Genomic DNA, 19,452 nt, shown 5'->3' with positions numbered 1-19,452 from the left:
GGTTCGCTGCCTTCCACTGAGTTAGTCGCTCGTCCCTGCCACGGGGACCAACACGAACGATGCAACGCACGGCTGTCTTCGAGCACGAGCGGGTCGCCTGCGACCAGTGCGCTTCGGACAGCGCGCGGTAGCCACGAAGTCAGGGGCTCTTTACCACGCAACCGAAAAAAGTGACTCGGGCGCCGACGGTGTCGCGAAACCTCCTGCCATGAGCTTCACTGCAGTATCCAGGGGCGCAGTTGCCGACGACCAGCTTCGCTGTTGTGTGGCCCTCCTTGCATTCGCCGGACGGCAACTCATTCGTGGCGCCTGATAGCGACCGGGCCAAATGGCCCCCCGTGGGTGACATCCCACGCCCAACTCTGCAACCATCACCCACTTTGGGGCGCATCGCGCGCCCGTGCAGAGGAGTCTCCATGTCCCAGGAACGCGCGATTCACCGCGATGTCGGCCCGATGGCCCTCATGTACACCGGCCTCGGCTCGATCATTGGTTCCGGCTGGCTGTTCGGCGCATGGAACGCCGCCAAGCTGGCCGGCCCCGGTGCAGTCTGGGCGTGGGTGCTGGGCGCGGCGATCATCATGACGATCGCGCTGACCTACGCCGAGCTGGGCGCAATGTTTCCCGAATCCGGCGGCATGGTGCGCTACGGTCACTACTCGCACGGGTCGCTGGTCGGTTTCATCGCCGGCTGGGCCAACTGGATCGCGATCGTCTCGGTGATTCCGATCGAGGCCGAGGCTTCGGTGCAGTACATGTCCGGCTGGCAGTGGCAGTGGGCACAGGACCTTTACCACAAGGCGCCCGGCCAGCACGGTGAGCTGAGCCACCTGGGGCTCGGCTTCGCGGCGGTGCTGGTGGTGGTCTATTTCCTGCTCAACTTCTGGAGCGTGAAGCTGTTCGCCCGCTCCAACAGCGTGATCACCATCATCAAGATGGTGATTCCGGCAGCGACCGGCGTGGCGTTGATCGCCAGCGGCTTCCACTCCGAGAATTTCTCGGTCGGCGCCAATGGCGGCCACCACGCGAACGATTTCGCGGCGATCCTCACGGCCGTGGCCACCGCCGGCATCGTATTCAGCTTCAACGGCTTCCAGAGCCCGGTGAACCTGGCCGGCGAAGCGCGCAATCCCGGTCGCAGCATTCCATTCGCGATCATCGGCGCGATCGTGATCGCCACGGTGATCTACGTGCTGCTGCAGATCGCCTTCCTCGGCGCGGTGCCGCCGGACATGCTGACCAAGGCCGGCTGGCATGGCATCGACTTCAGCTCGCCGTTCGCCGAGCTGGCGATCATCGTCAACCTCAACTGGCTGGCGATCCTGCTGTACGCCGATGCGTTCGTCAGCCCCAGCGGTACCGGCATGACCTACACCGCCTCCACCGCCCGCATGATCTACGGCATGGAGCGCAACGGCACGCTGCCGAAGATCTTCGGCATGGTGCATCCGAAGTGGGGCGTGCCGCGCCCGGCGATGTGGCTGAACCTGGTGGTGTCGTTCCTGTTCCTGTTCTTTTTCCGCGGCTGGGATTCGCTGGCCGCGGTGATCTCGGTGGCCACGATCATCTCCTACCTCACCGGCCCGGTCAGCGTGATGACGCTGCGCCGCACCGCGCCGGAACTGCATCGCCCATTTCGCCTGGTCGGCCTGCCCATCATCGCCGGCATCGCCTTCATCATGTCCGCCGAACTGCTGTACTGGGCCAAGTGGCCGCTGACCGGTGAGATCATCCTGCTGATGGTGGTGGCGCTGCCGGTGTACCTGTACTACCAGTACAAGAGCGGCTGGCATGAGTTCGGCAAGCAGATGAAGGGCGCCTGGTGGCTGGTGTTCTACCTGATCACGCTGGCGGTCGTCTCGCGCGTGGGCAGCACCAAGTTCGGCGGCCTCGGCTACCTGCCCTACGGCTGGGATCTGGCCGTGGTCGCAGTGATCGGCCTGGTGTTCTACGTGTGGGGCGTGAAGTCCGGCTGGCGCACGCCGTCGGTGGAGGCCGCGCAGATGGAGGCGCGCATCGATCCGGACGCGCCGCTGGTGCCGCCGGACGAGGAAAGCGCCGAGCGCGTCACCGGGCACTGAGTCGCGGCTCATCGTGTGGTGACGAAAAACGCGTGGCGCCGAGCCGCGCGTTTTTTTGTTTCGGGATATGCCGGCCGGCATGTCGAAAGTCCGCCACGCCGTTCGTCATTGCTGCAAGAGCCCACTTTGGCGGGCTGACCATTGCAAAGGAGAACGGGGATGCCTGCACTGACCATCGCACAGCGGGACACCGAGTGCATCGCGAGCAGCCTGCCGGATGACCGCGAAGGCATTGCGGATCGTGCGGGCGAAAGCACGCATCGGCGTCCGTCCGGTGCAGACGACGCCGGGCGCGCAGTTCGCCACGTCATTCATGCCCAGGCCGATGCCATCCGCCGGAAGGACGCCGACGCGGTGATGGCGTGCAACGTACCCGACATACGCGCGTTCGGCATCGTCGCGCCGTTGCGCCGGCCCGATGCGGCCGCGATCAGGGAACAGCTGGAGTACTGGTTCGCGGCGTTCGCCGGTCCGCTCGACTGCGAGGTGCACGAGCCCGACATATCGACCATCGGCGACACTGCGTGCGCCCGCTACCTGCAGCGCTTCAGTGGCATCAACATGCGTGGCATGGCGGTCGAGCTGTGGGTGCGCGTGACGATGGGGCTGCATCGGATCGACGGTCGCTGGCTGGTCGCGCATGAACATCTTTCCGATCCCCTCGGCCACGACGCTGCGCCAGCGCAGTCGAAGCTCTGAACCCCACCTACCAACAACCACGGAGAAACCATGCCCGCCACGACTCTTTCCCTGTTCCGCAGCCTCGGGCTGATCGCGCTGCTATCGCTCGCCGGCGCCGCGTCGGCCACCACGGTGACCTACAACATCGACCCCGACCACACCTATCCCAGCTTCGAGGCAGATCATATGGGCGGCTTGTCGGTATGGCGCGGCAAGTTCAACCACAGTACCGGCACGATCACCCTGGACAAGGCCGCCGGCGCCGGCACGGTCGACGTCACCGTGGACATGCACAGCGCTGACTTCGGCCAGGATGCACTGAACGAGGGCGCCCAGGGCAAGGAGCTGTTCGAGTCGGACAAGTATCCGGCCGCGCGCTACACCGGCAAGCTCGCCGGTTTCGTCCATGGCGCACCGACCCAGGTCGTGGGCAAGCTGACCCTGCACGGCGTCACCCGCCCGCTGGATCTGAAGATCAAGGGCTTCAAGTGCATGCCGCATCCGATGCTCAAACGCGAGGTCTGCGGCGCCGACGCACTGGCCACGTTCAAGCGCGACGACTACGGCATGGCAGCCGGCAAGGACTACGGGTTCAAGATGGACGTGACGCTGCGCATCCAGGTCGAGGCGATCGCGGCAAAATGAGCGTGCCGGCAACGGCCGGACAAACGGCCGCGCCAAGTCCCTGCAGCGACATCCTCAAACCAGCGCCAGCACATCCCCAAGCAGTGCCTGCGCCGTCACTTCCGGTCCCGCACCCGGCCCCTGGATCACCAGGGGCTGGGTGTTGTAGCGAGTGGTGGTGAGCGCGAACTGGTTGTCGGTGCCGTACAGGCGTGCGGCCGGATGGGTCAGTGGCACCTCGACCAGGCCGACGCGGGCGCGGCCGCGCTGGTTGAGCCGGGCGAGGAAGCGCAGCACGCAGCCGCGCGACTTCGCGTCGGCATGCAACTTCGCCAGCGGCTCATCCAGTTCCTCCAGTCGCGCGAGGAAAGACTCCGTATCCAGCGCGCGCAGCGCCTCGGGTACCAGACCCTGCACGTCTACCTCGTCGGTGCCGAGCGAGAAGCCGGCGCTGCGGGCGATGATCAGCAGCTTGCGGGCGACATCCTCACCGGAAAGGTCCGAGCGCGGATCCGGCTCGGTGTAACCCAGCTGACGCGCCTCGCGCAGCAGTGCGGAGAACGGTCGGCTGCCGTCGTATTGATTGAACAGCCACGACAGCGAGCCGGAGAACACGCCTTCCAGGGTGAGCAGGCTGTCGCCGCAGCTGCGCAGGCGACGCAATGTGGACAACACCGGCAGGCCGGCACCGACCGTGGCCGCATCGCCATAGCAGCCACCGTGCGCCAGCGCCGCCTGCAGCGCGCGCCAGCCGGTCAGTTCGCCACCGGCCAGTGCCTTGTTCGCGGTGACCACGTGATAACCGCGCGCCAGCCATTCGGCGTGGCGCGACGCCAGCGGCGCGCTGGCGGTGGCATCGACGATCACCCGGACTGCCGCGCCGCCGGCATCGAGTGCGGCGAGCAGGCCGGCGTTGTCGCGTGCATCACCCTGGTGGTTCAGCTGCTCGCGCAGGCTGCGACTGGCCAGACTGACGGGATCGGTCTGCTGCCGGCGCGAATTGGCGGCGCCGACCAGGCGCAACGATGCCGCAGCCGGCGTGTTGAGCAGTTTCAGCAATGCGCCGCCGACCACGCCGGTACCGAGCAGCACCACCGCGATGGTGGGAGCACCCGACGCTTTTGCGGGAGCGACTTCAGTCGCGATCACAGCTCGCGGAACAGTCGCGACTGAAGTCGCTCCCACAGTGGCCTCGACATCCAGTACCGCACTCATGCAATCACCCGACGTTTGGATTTTTCCACGGTGATCGCACGCAGCAGCGCCGCATCGAGATCGCGCAGCAGGTCGTCGCCGTCCTCGATGCCCACCGACAGGCGCAGCAGGCTGTCGGCGATGCCGGCGGTGCGGCGCGCTTCCGGCGCCATCGATGCATGCGTCATCGAGGCCGGATGCGCGATCAGGCTCTCCACGCCACCCAGCGACTCGGCCAGCGAGAAATACTGCAGGCCATCGACGAAGGCCTCGATCTGGGTCACATCGCCTTCCAGCTCAAAGCTGAGCATGGCGCCGAAACCCTGCTGCTGGCGCGCGGCCAGCGCGTGGCCGGCGTGACTGGCCAGGCCGGGGTAGTAAACCTTGCGCACGGCCGCATGGGCGTCCAGTTGCTCGGCGATGCGCGTCGCGTTTTCCTGGTGCTGACGCAGCCGGACCGACAGGGTGCGCAGGCCACGCAAGGTCAGATAGCTGTCGAACGGCGCGCCGGTGAGGCCGTTGCAATTGGCCCACCATTTCAGCTGCTCGAATACCGCCACGTCGCGCGCTACCACGGCGCCGCCGACCACATCGCTGTGACCGTTGATGTACTTGGTGGTGGAATGCACCACCACGTCCGCGCCGAGCAGCAGCGGCTGCTGCAATGCCGGCGACAGGAAGGTGTTGTCGACCACCAGCAGCGCGCCGACCGCATGCGCAGCCTGCGCCACGTGGCGGATGTCGGTGATCCGCAGCAACGGATTCGATGGCGTCTCCACCCACACCAGCGCGGGCTTCTGCGCCAGGCCGGCGGCCAGCGCCACGCTGTCGGTGAGGTCGGCGAACGTTACGCTGAAGCGACGCTTCTTCGCCCACGCATCCAGCAGCCGCCAGGTGCCGCCGTAGCAATCGTGTGCGGCCAGCACCGTGGCCCCGGCCGGCACCAGTTCCAGCGCCACCGCCACCGCCGACATGCCGCTCGACGTCACCACCGCGCCGGCGCCCTGCTCCAGTTCCGCCAGCGCATTGCCGAGCAGGTCGCGGGTGGGATTGCCGCTGCGCGAGTAGTCATACGGGCGCTTGCCGCCGAGTCCCTCGAACGCGTAGTTGGTCGACAGGTGCAGCGGCGGCACCACCGCGCCGTGCTGGGTGTCCGATTCGATGCCGGCGCGCACGGCGCGGGTACAGGGGGCGGACTCGCTCATGGGATGGATCTCCGGTTCTCGTTGTGTTCTGGGGACGGGGAATCAGGCCAGTGCTTCGCGCAACAGCGGCGCGAGCTGCTCGGGTTCTTTCAGGAAGGCGTCATGGCCGTACGGCGACTCGATCACCTCGAGCGTGGCCGGGCCATGCAGACGACGTTGCAACTCGCACAGGTCGGCCAGCGGCACCAGCCGGTCGGACGGAAAGCCGATCAGCGTGGCCGGCGTGGGGATCTGTTCCGGCTTGACGTCGTGCAGGTCGATCGACTCGGACAGCGCGAGGAAACGGTCGGCGTCGAAGCGCTCGACGAAGCGGCGGCCCTGATGCTCGAGGTAATCCTCGACCGGAAAATGGAAGCGCTCGTCGCGCCACTCGGGGCCGCCGGCAAAACGCCGGCCGAACTCGCCGCTGCCGCGGTAGGTGGTGATCGCCAGCTGGCGCGCCAACGCCAGCGCCTCGTCGGCCTGACCGCTGGCCTGGCCCAGCCGCACGATGCCGCGCTGCACGCTGCGCTGCGCCGTGCTGAGTGGATGCGGGCGATGCGCGCCGGCCAGCAGTACCAGCCGATCCACGCAGCGCGGATGCCGCGCCGCGAATGCCAGCGCCACCATCGCGCCATACGACGAACCGATGAAGGCATGCGCCTGCGGGATGCCCAGCGCCCGCAGCAACGCGGCCAGTGCATCGGCCTGATCCTCGCTGGAGACCGAGCCGGCGCCCAGTTCGTCTGCGGTCAGCCAGTCGATCGCCAGCACGCGCCAGCGCTGCAGATCGATCGCCGCACCGCTGCCGACCAGCGCCTGCCACCAGCCCGGTGCGGCATGACCATCCAGCGCGGTGACGTCGCGGTCGGCCGAGATGCCGCCCTGCACGATCAGCGTGGGGGCATCCGGCGCGCCGCACCACAGATAGCGCACCTCGACCTCGCGCGGGCCGCTGCCGTACTTGGGGCTGATGACCAGTCGCCGCGTGCTGCGTTGGGCGGTCAGGTCCTCGCGGCGCAATTCCGCATGGAAACGTGCCGGCGAATGGCTGGCATCGGGATCGGCGAGTGGCAGCGGCTGAAAGGTCATGCGGTTCTCCGGTCGCATCGCCTGCGGGTTGCCGGAGCCGGGTGTCATGCATGCACAGCAACGAAACTGCGGCAGGAATGACTCCCATCTCTCGGTGGCGCCACGGCGCCTCCGCAGGATTTGGCACCGTGACGGGAACGCTTCCCGCTGGTTGCCCCGGCATCAAAGGGCCTATCCCTCCGCCGGTCTCGATGAGTGAAGCGGATATTGAAGGCTATCCTTATGCAATGTCAATAGACGTCTAAACATCTAAACGTATATGCGTTTATGTAATAACGCATGTGACATGACGCGAACATGTAAGCTGCATTGCAGCATCACCCGGAAACCCCCGTGAACCTGCGGCTGGGTGCGCAACCCCGGCACGTACCATCGGACCGGGCTGTTCAAGCCGGCGCTACAGCGCGACAAGGGCCTCCTGTTACCGGATTGGCTGGTGCAGGCATCCGGGTTGAGATCAACACGCACCAGCCATCGCCGCTTCATGCGTCGCCTGTTAACGTATTCGCATGACTCCCCACCCCGACTCGAGCGCGTTGCAAATCCGCCTGCAGCGGGACGGCTTTGCCTTTGTCACCGCCGACATCATGCGCAGCCTGTTGCAGGCACCGATGCTGACCGACTGGCCCGCGTTTGCTGCCAGCTGGAGTGATCTGGCGCCCGACAGCTATCTCGCCGCCAGCGGCCGTCACCGGCGCCGGCGGCATGCCACGTTCGCCGCCGACGCGGACGGCGAGGTGCAGCGCCAGCCGCATCAGCCGCATTACCAGAGCCTGCAATACAACCACCTGCAGGGCGACATCCAGCGCTGGTTCGAGCCGGTGCTGCCGGTGATTGCCGAGGGCGCCAGCCTGCGCCGTATCCTCGACTTCTGCCGTGACTGTTTCGGTGCGCTGGCGCCCGCCACCCGCCACTGGCATGTCGAGGTGCATCAGTTCCGCATCGAGGCACGTGCCGACGAGGCCGGCGAGCCGACGCCCGAAGGTGTGCATCGCGACGGTGTGGACTACGTGCTGGTACTGCTGATCGACCGCGAGAACATCGAAAGCGGCACCACCACCATCCATGCCCACGACGGCAGCCTGCTGGGCAGTTTCACGCTCACCCATGCGCTGGATGCCGCGCTGGTCGACGATGCCCGCGTATTCCATGGCGTGACGTCGGTGAAGCCGCTGGATCCCGCACGGCCCGCCCATCGCGACGTGCTGGTGGTGACCTTCAAGGCGGCGCCCTGACCAATTCGGGGACTGCGACCTTGCTGGCCCGGCACGGTTATCCGGGCCGAAGGTGAGCTGCCAGCGCCAGAGCGTGTGACGCGGAGAACACCCGTGTCACGTCCGCTCGCGTAAGATGCATGATTAATTCTTCGTCAGGCCATGCCATGTCTCCCGATTCATCACATCATGGGGACACCGTTGCCGCCGCCTCGCGCGACGCCCTCGACGAGCGGCTGAAGTTCAACGGCGACAATTCGTTTCATCGCGAGTTGCGGCGCCGGGTCGAGGCGGAGTTCAAGCGCAGCGGCACCCGTCAGCGCGACAGCGCGCAGATGTATCTGAAGACGGCGATCATCCTGGTCACGTTCGCGCTGACCTACGCGGCGCTGGTGTTCTTCGCCGTCACGTGGTGGCAGAGCCTGCCGCTGGCGATCGTGCTGGGCATGGCAACCGCGGCGATCGGCTTCAACATCATGCACGACGGTGGCCATCAGGCGTATTCGGAGCATCGCGGGATCAACCGGCTGATGGCGCTGGCGCTGGACATGGTCGGCGGCAGCTCGTACATCTGGCAGTGGAAGCACGCGCGCTTCCATCACACCTGGGTCAATGTGGCCGGCCACGACAGCGACATCGATCTTGGCGTGCTGGGCCGCTTGTCGCCGTTGCAGCCGCGGCGGTCGTGGCATCGCTGGCAACACATCTACCTGTGGCCGCTGTATGGCGTCACCGCGATCCGCTGGCATCTGTACGGCGATTTCCGCGACATGATCACCGGCACGGTCGGCGAGCGCCCGTTTACCCGCCCCCGCGGCCGCGACCTGGCCGGTTTCGTGATCGGCAAGCTGGTGTTCTTCACCCTCGCATTCGGCCTGCCGCTGCTCTTCCATCCGATCGGCACCGTGCTGTTGTTCTACGCGGTGGTCTCGGCGGTCGCCGGCGTGCTGCTGGCGCTGGTATTCCAGATGGCGCATGTGGTGGAAGAGGCGGCGTTTCCTGTGCCCGACGAAACGGGCCGGCAGATGGCTACGCCGTGGGCGATCCATCAACTGGAGACCACGGTGAATTTCGCCCGCGGCAACCGCGTGCTGGGCTGGCTGATCGGCGGGCTGAATTTCCAGGTGGAACACCACCTGTTCCCGCGCATCTCGCACGTGCACTATCCGCTGGTCGCCCGCGTGGTGGAGGACACCTGCCGCGAGTTCGGCGTGACCTATCGCGAGCACCGCACGTTCGGTGCAGGCATCGCCTCGCACTACCGCCTGCTGCGGCGACTGGGCAGGCCGGTCGCTGCGATCAGCTCGGGATCCGCCGTACTGTTGCCCGAGCCGATGCTGCATAACTGACGGGTGACTGTCGCCCGGACGTGAACAGCGCACTGCCGCGGAATTCACGTGCAGCGAGCTTGCGCCTTGCGATGCTGTATCCGCAGTAGCCATGCCTTCGGTACGGTTTCACCTCCGGGCAATCGCGTGCGCTGACATTTGCCGCTGTCCTTGACCTGTGGCTCCGCCACAAGCTTGGCATTCCACAAAGGACACATCATGAAAACGAAACTTGTCTTGGCCATGTGCGCCGCCCTGCTGGCATCCGGTGCAGCGATGGCAGCGCAGTCCGACGATCAAAGCGGCACCGTTCAAACCACCAAAACGACGACCACCACCGTGCAGCACGTCAACGGCGCCAACACTACCTGGTACAAGGAGGGCGGCATCGTGCCGACCGAGTATCGCGACAATCGCTACGTCGTTCAGCACTGGCAGACCGAGCACCTGAACGAACCCGTCCATGGCTCCCATTGGGTGCGTGGTGACGATGGCGATTATCTGCTGGTCGATGAAACCAACGGTGCGATCACCAAGATCATCCACCGCACCGATTGAACAACTAGGGGCACGAACCCTCAGCCTGCCCCTGCAGACGGACCCATGGTTTCCATGGGTCCGTTTTTTATGGCGGCGCCCAATCTGCAACGGGACGAGTTTTGCCCCTGATTCGTTGCACTTCGTATTTGCGATGAACCGACCCGGCTGCGACACTCCCGCCACGGCGCTCCGGCCATGGAGCGCCATGGCCAACCATCCGAGGGGAGTTGCCATGTCCATCGCCGCCAACGTCGTGATCGCCGTCATCGCGCTGCTGCACCTGTGGTTCCTGATCCTGGAAATGTTCCTGTGGACCAAGCCCTCCGGCCGCCGCGCGTTCGGCACCACGGCGGAATTCGCCGAGCAAACGAAGGCACTCGCCGCCAATCAGGGGCTCTACAACGGCTTCCTCGCCGCCGGACTGGTCTGGGGCCTCTGTCTCGGCGGCGCCGGCTTCTACGTGAAGGTGTTCTTCCTCACCTGTGTGCTGGTCGCCGGCATCTTCGGCGGGCTGACCGCGAGCCGGAAGATTCTGTGGATACAGGCGTTGCCAGCCGTGGTTGGGCTGGTACTCATTCACCTGGCCTGATCAAGCAGACACTCATGGCGACTCCCTCTCGCGAAGCTGTCGGACAACACTTCGATCCCGCCATGATGCAACACGCCCGCGGAAAAACCTGGGCTGCGCTGCACGGTATCCGAGAGCGCATGCGTCCAGGCATCAGCGAGGACGAGGCGAGGCTCGAAGCGGCCGAAGTGTTCCGCGAGCTGGGCTTCGAGCGACTGTGGCATCCGGTGCTGATCCGCATCGGCGCGAACACTACCAGGACGTATCGGCAGCGCTCCGATCCGAACGTGCGGTTGGGCGAAAACGACAGCTACTTCATCGACCTCGGGCTGGTGTTCGACGGGCATGAGGGCGATGTGGGCGATACCTTCGTGGTCGGTCACGCGCCGCAGCGACAGGCTTGCGCGGATGCGGCGCGTGCACTGTTCGGCGAAGTGGCCGACGCGTGGCGCATGCAGGGACTGAGCGGTCGGGCGCTGTATGCGTTTGCCGGCCGGCGCGCCGACGCGATGGGCTGGCGATTCAATCAGGCGATCAAGGGCCACCGGGTCAGTGACTTTCCGCACGCGATCCACAAGGGCGGCGATCTCGGCGATCTGGAAGCGTCGCCATCCAGCGGGCTGTGGATACTGGAGATCCAGATCGCGCACCCGACGGAGCCGTTCGGCGCGTTCCATGAAGACTTGCTGACGGATACGCACATGCGCTGATCAGCACACGCGTAGCGACCGCGTCACTGCAATCACCCGTGTTAGGCAGCATGCGCGCTATGCTGCAGCCTCATCCAGGCGTTGCCTTGGATTTCAGGCTGCATCGCATGCCGTCGTATCTGAAGCCCGTGCCCACTCCCGCCACGACTGCCGGCAAGGGCAGCTCATCGGCGAAAACCCGCAAGCTGCCACCGACCAGCACCATGATCGTCGGCATCGGCGCTTCGGCGGGTGGACTTGAAGCGTTCAAGACATTCTTCGCGCACATGCCTGCCGATGGCGAGCTGGCCTTTGTGCTGGTGCAGCACCTGGCGCCGGATCACAACAGTCTGCTGGCCGAACTGGTCGGCCGCGTCACCGCGATACCGGTACTTGAAGCAACGCACGGCATGCGTGTCGAAGCGCGGCATGTCTATGTGATTCCACCAAATGCCACGCTGACGATTGCCAACCGCGTGCTGCAGGTGTGCAAGCCGGCGCCGCCGCGCGAGCATCGCTGGCCGATCAATACGTTCTTCACCTCGCTGGCCGAGGACCAGGGCGATTGCGCAGTGTGCGTGGTACTCGCCGGCACCGGCAGCGATGGCGCGAAGGGATTGCGCGCGGTGAAGGATCACGGCGGGCTGGCGCTGGCGCAGTCCGGCTTCGACCACGAGGCGATGACAGGCATGCCGGCCAATGCGGTGGCCACCGGGCTGGTCGATGCCGTCATGCCGGTAGCCGACATGCCGGCGCGGCTGCTCGCTTACCAGAAGCAGATGCACGCCGCGCAGCAGAAAAAAGGTTCCGATGGCGTACGCGGCGACGTGGCGGCGCACCTGAAAACCATCTGCGAGCTGCTGCATGCCGAGATCGGCCACGACTTCGGCCAGTACAAGGAAAAGACCCTGATGCGGCGGATCCAGCGACGCATGCTGGTGGTGCAGGCTGACAGCGTCACCGACTACATCACCCATCTGCGCGAGCATCCGAACGAACATGAGCTGCTGTTCCGCGAGTTCCTGATCGGCGTGACCGAGTTCTTCCGCGACCCGATCGCGTTCGAGGCACTGCGCACCATCGCGATTCCGTCACTGCTGGCCGACAAGACCAGCGAGGATGTGCTGCGGATCTGGGTGCCCGGCTGCGCCACCGGCGAAGAGGCCTACTCGATCGCGATCCTGCTGCGCGAGGCAATGGGCTCGCAGCGCGGCCTGAAGGTGAAGATCTTCGCCACCGACATCGACGACCAGGCGATCGCCCGCGCCCGCGCCGGACGTTACCGGGCACCGCTGAACGGCATCTCACCCGAGCGCCTGGAGCGCTGGTTCAGCAAGGATCGCGACGACTACTGCGTAGCCAAGCAGATCCGCGAGATGTGCATCTTCTCGCCGCACAGCGTGATCAAGGATCCACCGTTTTCGCGGATGGATCTGGTCTCGTGCCGCAATCTGCTGATCTATCTCAACAACGATCTGCAGGAACGGCTGGTGCAGGCCTTCCACTATGCGTTGCGCCCTGGTGGCTTCCTGCTGCTGGGGCCGTCGGAGCGACTGGCGCGGAACGCGCGCCTGTTCACCGAGCTGGACAAGAAGCAGCGGCTGTACGTGCGCCGCGACGATGCACACACACGCCCACGGAATTTTGTCAGCATGCAGCCACGCCCGTTCAACAGCGCCGAGCAAGCCACGCCAAGGCATGTCGAAGACCCGATCGATCAGCAGGCGCGGCAGGCGCTGGAAGCGTGGTCGCCGGCCTACGTGGTGATCAACAGCAGCCACGACGTGCTGCGCTTCGGCGGCGACACCGGGCGTTACCTGGCGCCATCGACCGGCGCGGCCAGTCTCAACCTGTTCCAGCTGCTGGACAAGCCGTTGCGCGGTGCCGTGCGCGCAGCTGCGCTGCAGGCCTTTGCCAGCGGCAAGCAGGTGATCCGCGATGGACTGACCATCCTGCTCAATGGGCAGGAGCGCTCGCTGCGGCTGATCGTGGAGCCGCTGGGCCAGGAGGATCTCCGCGACGACGGCAAGGTCGAGATGTGCGTGGTCGCCTTCCATGAGCTCGAACCTGCGCCGCGTTCGACCGAGGCGACAAGCGACGGCAAGCCCGGCAGCGAGCCCACGCGTATCCACGCGCTGGAGGACGAATTGCGCAGTACCCGCGTGCAACTGCATAACGCGGTCGAACTGCACGAAACCGCCAGCGAGGAACTGAAATCGGCGAACGAGGAATACCAGTCGGTCAACGAGGAACTGCAATCCGCGAACGAGGAGCTGGAAACCTCGACCGAGGAAATGCAGTCGATCAACGAGGAGCTGCAGACCGTCAACGCCGAGCTCAACAGCAAGAACGAGGCGCTGGGCCGGCTCAACAACGACATTCGCAACCTGATGGACAGCACGAAGATCGCGACGATCTTCCTCGATCGCGAGCTGCACATCCGCAGCTATACGCCGATGATGACCGAGCTGTTCCATCTGCGTGACGGCGACAAGGGTCGGCCGATCACCGAGATCTCGCCGCGCATCAACTACCCGGAACTGAAGAACGACGTCGCGCAGGTGCTGCACGACATGGCGGTTACCGAACGCACCTTGCGTGGCGTCAACGAGGCACCGACCTTCCTGCTGCGCATGCGCCCTTACCTGACGTTCGACAATGTTGTCGATGGCGTGGTGCTGACCTTCGTCGACATCACCGAGAGCCAGCAGCTGAACAGCGAGCACGCCCGCCTGGCGGCCATCGTGAACTCCTCACGCGATGCCATCTTCGGTTTTTCGCTGGACGAACGGATCAGCAGCTGGAATGCCAGCGCCGAACGCATCTTCGGGTTGTCGGCCGAGCAGGTGGTCGGTCAGCCGTTGAACATGCTGCTTCCGCCCAAGCCATCCGAGGAGACCAGGAAGTTTTTCGTCAGCCACGAGCGGCCCACACGGCTGGCCGAGTTCGACATGACCTGGGTGCGTCCGGATGGTGCCTCGGTGCCGCTGGCGATCAGCTATTCGCCGGTATGCGATCACGACGGCACGATGTTCGCCGGCAAGCTGATCGCACGCGACGTCACCGAGCGCGTGCGCGCGGCGCGACATACGGAAATGATGATGGCCGAGCTCAACCACCGGGTGAAGAACACCCTGGCCACGGTGCAGGCGATTGCCCAGCAGACCATCGTCAACGCGCCGGATCTGCCCACCTTCAGGGAAAGCTTCCTGTCGCGACTGCTGGCGCTGTCGCATACGCACAACCTGCTGGCGCAGGACGCATGGCTCGGCGCGCCGCTGGCCGGCATCATCAACAACGAACTGGCGCCGTACCGGCAGGACAGCGACACGCGCGTGAACGATGCGCGGGTTCGCCTGCAGGGCGGCGAACTCAACCTGCCGCCGAAGCAGGCGCTGGCACTGAGCATGGCCCTGCACGAACTGGCCACCAACGCCGGCAAATACGGCTCGCTGTCGATACCCGAAGGCCAGGTCTCCGTCACCTGGGCGACACGCGTGAAGGGTCAACGTCCATGGCTGTTGCTGCAGTGGACGGAAACCGGTGGCCCCGCGGTGGCACCGCCCACCCGCCGCGGTTTCGGTTCACGCCTGATCGATGAGGGCGTGCCGTATGAGCTGGATGGTGAGGTAACGCTCGCATTCCCCCCTGGCGGCGTGACCTGCGTCATCGATGTACCACTGGACGAGGTAGTTTCCTGATGACCAATGACAGCAGCCTGCCCTGCATCCTGCTCGCCGAAGACGAGATGATGCTGGCGATGATGCTGGAAGATCGCCTCAACGCATCGGGCTACAGCGTGATCAAGGCCGCACGGCTGGCCAGATGCCTGGAGCTGGCCGAGTCGGCGACGATCGACATGGCAATCCTCGACATCAACCTGGCCGGTGAAGAGAGTTTTCCCGTTGCCGTGGTGCTGCGGCGTCGCGGCATCCCGTTTGTATTTTCCTCCGGCTACGGCGACCAGGACCTGCCCGAGGCGTGGCGCAACGAAAAGGTCCTGCAGAAGCCCTACGACTCCAGGCAACTGACTGAGGCGTTGACCGCCCTGCGCGCCGCCTGACGGCCTTCGCCGAAGGAATCCGCTCTCTCCTCCGACTTGAGTCCTGGCCGCGAGGCCGGTCTGGCCGACCATCGGCGGCGGTCGTGGGCGCCACGCAAGTACGCCTCGCCCGAGATGCAGGACGTGCTGCTGGAAAGCCTGCAGGCACGGGTAGCTGACCAGTACGAATGCGACGATGGCGGGTCCTGTCGCCGTCAGCGGCCGATTTTCGAGGCACACCGAGGCCCCTGACGGGGCATATCTCCGTCCATTGCCGCCCGTCGACTGAACCGATCCCAGCAGGCTTGCCGCTGGCCGGTTATGATAGGCGGTCTGATGCACTCGCACCCTGCCTGCCGGGGCCAGCGCAAACCAGCCCCAAACCCGCAGGCATCTTGAAAACGATCCCGGTGGACAGCATCTGACTGCCCTCCTCACGCTTGCCCTGACACAACCTTTTCCGGAATCCAGACCGTGGCCCGACAGAAACCCATCTCGCTCTACCGCAACATCGGCATCATTGCGCATATCGATGCGGGCAAGACCACCACCACCGAGCGCGTGCTGTATTACACCGGCAAGAAGCACCAGATCATCGACGTGCACGACACGAAAGATGGCAAAGGCTCCACCACCACCGATTACATGGAGCAGGAGCGCAAGCGCGGCATCACGATCCAGTCGGCGGCGGTGACCGCCGAGTGGAAGGGCCACCAGATCAACGTGATCGACACGCCCGGACACGTCGACTTCACCATCGAGGTGAACCGTTCGCTGCGTGTGCTGGACGGCGCGGTGGTGGTATTCGACGGCGTCGCCGGCGTGGAACCGCAGACCGAGACCAACTGGCGCCTGGCCGACCAGTACAACGTGCCGCGCGTGTGCTACATCAACAAGATGGACCGCATCGGCGCCAGCTTCGCGCATTGCGTGAAAGGCATCCGCGAGCGCCTCAACGCACCGGCGCTGCTGTGCCAGATTCCGCTGGGCAGCTCCGACGAATTCATCGGCATGGCCGACCTGGTCGCCAATGTCGCCTACATCTGGGCCTCGGACGACAAGGACAGCACCTGGGAAACCGTGTCGTTCGAGGAGGCGCGGGCGCGCCTGAAGTTCGGCTCCACCGTCGACAACGACTGGATCGACCAGTTGCCCAAGCTGCGCGAGGAAATGCTGGAAACCGCACTGGCGATGGACGACGACGCGTTCAGCCACCTCATCGAGACCGGCGAGCACGATCCGGTGAAGCTGAAGGAATGCATCCGCAAGGGCTGCGTCACCGGCAAGCTGGTACCGGTGTTCTGCGGCTCGTCGTACAAGAACAAGGGCGTGCAGCAGCTGCTCGACGCCGTGGTCGACTACATGCCGTACCCGGGCGAGAACGGCGGCATCTCGATCGTCGACGAGGACGGCAATATCATCGGCGAGCAGGAAGTGCGCGACGACGCGCCGGCGCGCGCGCTGGCGTTCAAGGTCATCAACGACCAGTTCGGCACGCTGACCTTCTGCCGCATCTATTCGGGCGTGATCAAGAAGGGCGACACGCTGCAGAACGTCACCCGCGGCAAGAAAGAACGCGTGGGCCGCATCGTGGAAGTGCAGGCCAACGCCACCAAGGAAATCGACGAGGTTCGTGCCGGCGACATCTGCGCGTTCGTCTCGATGAAAGACACCGAGACAGGCGATTCGCTGTCCGATCCGGCGCATCCGGCCCTGCTCGAGCGCATGCGCTTCCCCGATCCGGTGATCAGCGTGTCGGTCGAGCCGAAAACCCGCGGCGACGTCGACAAGATGTCGACCGCGCTCTACAAGATGGTCAAGGCCGATCCGTCGCTGCGCATGGAAGTGGACCAGGAAACCGGCCAGACCGTGCTCAAGGGCATGGGCGAGCTGCACCTGGAAATCACCATCGACCGCATGCGCACCGAACTCGGTGTGGAGGCGAACATGGGCAAGCCCAAGGTCAGCTTCCGCGAGGCGTTCGGCCAGACCGTCGAGCACACCTACACGCACAAGAAGCAGACCGGCGGCACGGGTCAGTTCGCCGAAGTGAAGATCATCTTCGAGCCGGGCGAGCCGGGCACCGGCGTGGTGTTCTCCGACGAAGTGGTCGGTGGTCGCGTGCCGCGCGAGTACATCCCGGCAGTGGAGCAGGCCATCACGAAGGAGTCCCGCCAGGGCCAGGTCGCCGGCTACCAGGTGCTGGACTTCAAGGCACGCCTGATCGACGGCAAGTACCATGACGTCGACTCCTCAGCGCTCGCCTTCGAAATCGCCACCCGCGCCTGCTTCCGCGAGGCGCAGAGGATGTCCAAGCCGAAGCTGCTCGAGCCGGTGATGAAGCTGGAAGTAGTCACCGAAGCGACCTACCTGGGCGACGTGATCGGCGACATGAACCGTCGTCGCGGCTCGATCACCGAACAGGGCCAGAAGGGTACCAATGCCTTCGTGCAGGGCTTCGTGCCGCTGGCCGAAATGTTCGGCTACATCAACTTCCTGCGTTCAGCCACCAGCGGTCGCGGCAACTTCACGATGATCTTCGATCATTACGAAGAAGTGCCGGCCAGCATGGTCGAGAAGTTGATGGAGAAGGAGGCGAAGTAAGGCTTCGGTTCCAACATCGCACTGGCCGCACCGGCCAGTGCGATGCGAAAAGCCCGGGGAGCGATCTCCGGGCTTTTTTGTGCGTGCATGCCGCAACCGCTGGAATCCACGCGCGGGCATCGACCTATACAAGCGCGCGAGCCGCCGCGCATACTCGGGCTTCGTTCAAGACATGCACAGGGGACCTCGAATGAGAGCACCACGAGCACTTGGGCCCGCCGCAGCGGCCACACTGGTCTTCTGCGCCGGCATCGGAATGGCGCACGCCAACACGGCCGCCGAGGCGCTGCCCGAAACCATGGGCATGCTCAAGCACGCCATCAGCATCCACACGGTTCAGGGCGAGCACCAGGTGCCGGTGCTGGCCGCGTACCTGGCCGACAAGCTCAAGGCCGCCGGCTTTGCCGCCAGCGACGTCGAGATCATCCCGGTGGGTGAAACAGCCGCGCTGGTGGCGCGCTATCGCGGCACCGGCGAAGGCAAGCCGATCCTGCTGTCCGGTCACATGGACGTGGTGGCGGCGAAGCGCCAGGACTGGACTCGCGATCCGTTCACCCTGGTCGAGGAGAACGGCTATCTCTACGGCCGCGGCACCGCGGACATGAAAACCGCGGCGGTGGTGATGGTCGAGACACTGATCCGGCTCAAGCGCGAGGGCTTCAAGCCACGCCACGATCTGGTCCTGCTGCTGTCCGGCGACGAAGAGACCACCATGGCTTCGACCCGCGAACTGGCGAAGCGTTATCACGACGCCGAATTCCTGCTCAACGCCGACGCCGGCGGCGGCACCCTGAACCCCGACACCGGCAAGCCTGCGCTGTACCAGATCCAGGCGGCCGAGAAGACCTACGCGGACTTCCAGATCAGCCTGACCTCGGCCGGCGGACACTCCAGCGAACCCAATAAGGACAATGCCATCTATCGGCTGGCACGCATCATCGATCGCGTTGCCGGTTACCAGTTTCCACCACTCAGCAACGAGATCACGCTCGCCTCGCTGCGTGCGCTCGGCGCCCACACGCCCGGCCCGCTGGGTGCGGCGATGACCCAGTTCGCCGCCCACCCCGATGACGCTGCCGCCGCAGCCACCATCTCGGCCGATCCGGCCTATGTCGGCCAGATCCGCACCACCTGCGTGGCGACCATGCTCAACGGCGGCCACGCGCTCAATGCGCTGCCGCAGAGCGCCAGCCTCAACGTCAACTGCCGCATCTTTCCCGGCACACCGGTCGACAGCGTGCGCGACACGCTGATCAAGGTGATCAACGACAAGTCCGCCACCGTAGCGGTGCTGTCACCCACCCCGGTGGCCAGCCCGGCATCGCCGCTGCGCAAGGACGTGATCGCCGCGGTGACCGACGCCGTGCACCAGCGCTTCCCCGGCGTGGAGATCGTTCCCGGCATGTCCGCTGGCGCCTCCGACAGCATGTACTTCCGCAACGCCGGCGTACCCAGTTATGGCGTGGACGCGGCATTCACCAAGCCGGACGATACCTTTGCGCACGGCCTCAACGAAAAGCTGCCGGCGTCGGAAGTCGCTGCGGGACTGGAGTTCTGGCACCGGGTGCTGACCCAGCTGGCGAAGTAGGCGGCGGCCTGGCCAGCCGATCC

The 19,452-nt window shown here is 65.4% G+C and carries 15 protein-coding genes and 1 riboswitch; of the genes, 12 read left to right on the top strand and 3 right to left on the bottom strand.

From position 1 onward, the window contains the following. Positions 1-416 precede the first annotated feature (416 nt). The 3 genes from EAH75_RS09885 to EAH75_RS09875 all read left to right on the top strand — a co-directional run bounded on the left by EAH75_RS09885 (position 417) and on the right by EAH75_RS09875 (position 3,407). The gene (locus tag EAH75_RS09885) at positions 417-2,081 is read left to right on the top strand and encodes an APC family permease (RefSeq protein ID WP_140648460.1); all 1,665 of its coding nucleotides are present in this window, start codon (positions 417-419) and stop codon (positions 2,079-2,081) included. Positions 2,082-2,240: 159 nt separating this feature from the next. Beyond that, positions 2,241-2,780 (top strand): YybH family protein, encoded by a 540-nt coding sequence (locus EAH75_RS09880; RefSeq protein WP_140648459.1) that lies wholly within the window; start codon positions 2,241-2,243, stop codon positions 2,778-2,780. Between the two features lie 30 nt (positions 2,781-2,810). After that, positions 2,811-3,407, top strand: a complete 597-nt coding sequence (locus EAH75_RS09875; protein WP_140648458.1) for a YceI family protein — start codon at positions 2,811-2,813, stop codon at positions 3,405-3,407. 54 nt (positions 3,408-3,461) lie between these two features. Here the strand turns inward: EAH75_RS09875 and EAH75_RS09870 are convergent, their stop codons facing one another. Genes EAH75_RS09870 through metX form a run of 3 tightly spaced genes read right to left on the bottom strand, consistent with a single transcriptional unit; the run spans position 3,462 to position 6,856 of the window. Further along, a complete protein-coding gene (locus EAH75_RS09870) occupies positions 3,462-4,601 on the bottom strand; it encodes a homoserine dehydrogenase (protein ID WP_140648457.1) in 1,140 nt (379 codons plus the stop codon). After that, positions 4,598-5,785, bottom strand: a complete 1,188-nt coding sequence (gene metB / locus EAH75_RS09865) for a cystathionine gamma-synthase (RefSeq protein ID WP_140648456.1) — start codon at positions 5,783-5,785, stop codon at positions 4,598-4,600. Before metB ends, EAH75_RS09870 begins: the two co-directional genes overlap by 4 nt. Positions 5,786-5,827: 42 nt before the next feature. Beyond that, complete coding sequence (gene metX / locus EAH75_RS09860; protein WP_241668927.1) at positions 5,828-6,856, bottom strand: homoserine O-succinyltransferase MetX; 1,029 nt, start codon at positions 6,854-6,856, stop codon at positions 5,828-5,830. A gap of 81 nt (positions 6,857-6,937) precedes the next feature. Continuing rightward, positions 6,938-7,054, bottom strand: a riboswitch (SAM riboswitch). 311 nt (positions 7,055-7,365) lie between these two features. On the opposite strand from metX, the gene EAH75_RS09855 reads away from it, so the two are divergent. The 9 genes from EAH75_RS09855 (at position 7,366) to EAH75_RS09815 (ending at position 19,429) form a co-directional block, all read left to right on the top strand. Beyond that, entirely contained in the window at positions 7,366-8,091 is a 726-nt protein-coding gene (locus EAH75_RS09855) for a 2OG-Fe dioxygenase family protein (protein ID WP_140805317.1), read from the top strand. A 146-nt stretch (positions 8,092-8,237) separates the two neighbouring features. Continuing rightward, on the top strand, positions 8,238-9,419 hold the full coding sequence (locus EAH75_RS09850; RefSeq protein WP_240046105.1) for a fatty acid desaturase family protein: 1,182 nt from the start codon (positions 8,238-8,240) through the stop codon (positions 9,417-9,419). A gap of 198 nt (positions 9,420-9,617) precedes the next feature. After that, positions 9,618-9,956: an RcnB family protein gene (locus EAH75_RS09845; RefSeq protein ID WP_140648453.1), complete on the top strand. Its 339-nt coding sequence runs from the start codon at positions 9,618-9,620 to the stop codon at positions 9,954-9,956. Positions 9,957-10,170: 214 nt separating this feature from the next. Beyond that, on the top strand, positions 10,171-10,527 hold the full coding sequence (locus EAH75_RS09840; RefSeq protein WP_140805315.1) for a DUF1304 domain-containing protein: 357 nt from the start codon (positions 10,171-10,173) through the stop codon (positions 10,525-10,527). A gap of 14 nt (positions 10,528-10,541) precedes the next feature. Beyond that, positions 10,542-11,216 carry a M24 family metallopeptidase gene (locus EAH75_RS09835; protein WP_140805313.1) on the top strand — a complete coding sequence of 225 codons (675 nt, stop codon included), beginning with the start codon at positions 10,542-10,544 and terminating at the stop codon, positions 11,214-11,216. A gap of 107 nt (positions 11,217-11,323) precedes the next feature. Then, a complete protein-coding gene (locus tag EAH75_RS09830; protein ID WP_161596299.1) occupies positions 11,324-14,896 on the top strand; it encodes a chemotaxis protein CheB in 3,573 nt (1,190 codons plus the stop codon). Then, positions 14,896-15,258 (top strand): response regulator, encoded by a 363-nt coding sequence (locus EAH75_RS09825; protein WP_140648449.1) that lies wholly within the window; start codon positions 14,896-14,898, stop codon positions 15,256-15,258. The genes EAH75_RS09830 and EAH75_RS09825 overlap by 1 nt, the downstream gene beginning before the upstream one ends. Positions 15,259-15,711: 453 nt before the next feature. Beyond that, positions 15,712-17,841, top strand: a complete 2,130-nt coding sequence (gene fusA / locus EAH75_RS09820; protein ID WP_140648448.1) for an elongation factor G — start codon at positions 15,712-15,714, stop codon at positions 17,839-17,841. A 190-nt stretch (positions 17,842-18,031) separates the two neighbouring features. After that, on the top strand, positions 18,032-19,429 hold the full coding sequence (locus tag EAH75_RS09815; protein ID WP_140648447.1) for a M20/M25/M40 family metallo-hydrolase: 1,398 nt from the start codon (positions 18,032-18,034) through the stop codon (positions 19,427-19,429). The last annotated feature ends 23 nt before the right edge of the window (positions 19,430-19,452 follow it).

The sequence above is a fragment of the Rhodanobacter glycinis genome, from assembly GCF_006438785.1.
Classification (GTDB): domain Bacteria; phylum Pseudomonadota; class Gammaproteobacteria; order Xanthomonadales; family Rhodanobacteraceae; genus Rhodanobacter; species Rhodanobacter glycinis_A.
This window is presented reverse-complemented; position numbering and strand designations above follow the sequence as displayed.